We start from the raw sequence: 2062 nt of genomic DNA, 5'->3' as shown, positions 1-2062 counted from the left end.
GTTAACGCGGAATGGCCACCCAGGGTGTGGGTGGCCATTCCGTGAATGGGTGTCCGGCGGTGTCCTACTCTCCCACAGGGTCCCCCCTGCAGTACCATCGGCGCTGAGAGGCTTAGCTTCCGGGTTCGGAATGGGACCGGGCGTTTCCCTCTCGCTATGGCCGCCGAAACTCTTTCGATGTTTCAGGTGTTCACAACGTGAAAAAAGTCTGCTGTTCAGTTGCGGTTTCCGACCGTACATCGGGAACCACTCAGTGGACGCGAGCACCAGGATTGGTGTGTTATCAAGTCATCGGCTTATTAGTACCAGTCAGCTGCACGCATTGCTGCGCTTCCACATCTGGCCTATCAACCCAGTAGTCTGGCTGGGAGCCTCTCACCCGAAGGTATGGAAGTCTCATCTTGAGGCCGGCTTCCCGCTTAGATGCTTTCAGCGGTTATCCATCCCGAACGTAGCTAACCAGCGGTGCACTTGGCAGTACAACTGGCACACCAGAGGTTCGTCCAACCCGGTCCTCTCGTACTAGGGTCAGATCCTCTCAAACTTCCTACGCGCGCAGCGGATAGGGACCGAACTGTCTCACGACGTTCTAAACCCAGCTCGCGTACCGCTTTAATGGGCGAACAGCCCAACCCTTGGGACCTACTCCAGCCCCAGGATGCGACGAGCCGACATCGAGGTGCCAAACCATGCCGTCGATATGGACTCTTGGGCAAGATCAGCCTGTTATCCCCGAGGTACCTTTTATCCGTTGAGCGACAGCGCTTCCACAAGCCACTGCCGGATCACTAGTCCCGACTTTCGTCCCTGCTCGACCTGTCAGTCTCACAGTCAAGCTCCCTTGTGCACTTACACTCGCCACCTGATTGCCAACCAGGTTGAGGGAACCTTTGGGCGCCTCCGTTACTTTTTGGGAGGCAACCGCCCCAGTTAAACTACCCACCAGGCACTGTCCCTGAACCGGATCACGGTTCGAAGTTAGACATCCAGAGTGACCAGAGTGGTATTTCAACAACGACTCCACGAATACTGGCGTATCCGCTTCACAGTCTCCCACCTATCCTACACAAGCCACACCGAACACCAATACCAAGCTGTAGTAAAGGTCACGGGGTCTTTCCGTCCTGCTGCGCGTAACGAGCATCTTTACTCGTATTGCAATTTCGCCGAGTTCGCGGTTGAGACAGTTGGGAAGTCGTTACGCCATTCGTGCAGGTCGGAACTTACCCGACAAGGAATTTCGCTACCTTAGGATGGTTATAGTTACCACCGCCGTTTACTGGGGCTTAAATTCTGAGCTTCGCCTTGCGGCTGACCCGTCCTCTTAACCTTCCAGCACCGGGCAGGCGTCAGTCCGTATACATCGTCTTGCGACTTGGCACGGACCTGTGTTTTTAGTAAACAGTCGCTACCCACTAGTCTCTGCGGCCACCACACCCTTTTCCAGGCAAGCTGGTATAAGTGGATGGCCCCCCTTCTCCCGAAGTTACGGGGGCATTTTGCCGAGTTCCTTAACCACGATTCTCTCGATCTCCTCGGTATTCTCTACCTGACCACCTGAGTCGGTTTGGGGTACGGGCGGCTAGAACCTCGCGTCGATGCTTTTCTCGGCAGCATAGGATCACCCACTTTTCATCCGCATCGTGTCTCAGCCTGTATGAGGAACGGATTTGCCTATTCCTCGGCCTACGCACTTGCCCCGGGACAACCATCGCCCGGGATGGGCTACCTTCCTGCGTCACACCTGTTAATACGCTAACCGCCTCAGCATGGGGTCGTGCGCTAGGCCCACAGCATCACCCCGAAGGGATCCGTCAGTGGGATTCAGACACTTAGCACTACTGGATTGGTTGGGGCGGTTCTTCGCCGGTACGGGAATATCAACCCGTTGTCCATCGACTACGCCTGTCGGCCTCGCCTTAGGTCCCGACTTACCCAGGGAAGATTAGCTTGACCCTGGAACCCTTGGTCTTTCGGAGGACGTGTTTCTCACACGTCTTTCGCTACTCATGCCTGCATTCTCACTCGTGTGGCGTCCACGGCTGGGTCACCCCGCCGCTTC

At 56.1% G+C, this 2062-nt stretch carries 2 rRNA genes; both read right to left on the bottom strand.

The features are described from left to right. Positions 1-51 precede the first annotated feature (51 nt). Positions 52-168: ribosomal RNA gene (rrf, locus tag IM767_RS20495) — 5S ribosomal RNA — on the bottom strand. A gap of 111 nt (positions 169-279) precedes the next feature. Next, positions 280-2062: ribosomal RNA gene (locus IM767_RS20490) — 23S ribosomal RNA — on the bottom strand; the annotation flags it as partial.

Source organism: Microbacterium ureisolvens (assembly GCF_015278315.1).
GTDB classification, from domain to species: domain Bacteria; phylum Actinomycetota; class Actinomycetes; order Actinomycetales; family Microbacteriaceae; genus Microbacterium; species Microbacterium ureisolvens.
This window is presented reverse-complemented; position numbering and strand designations above follow the sequence as displayed.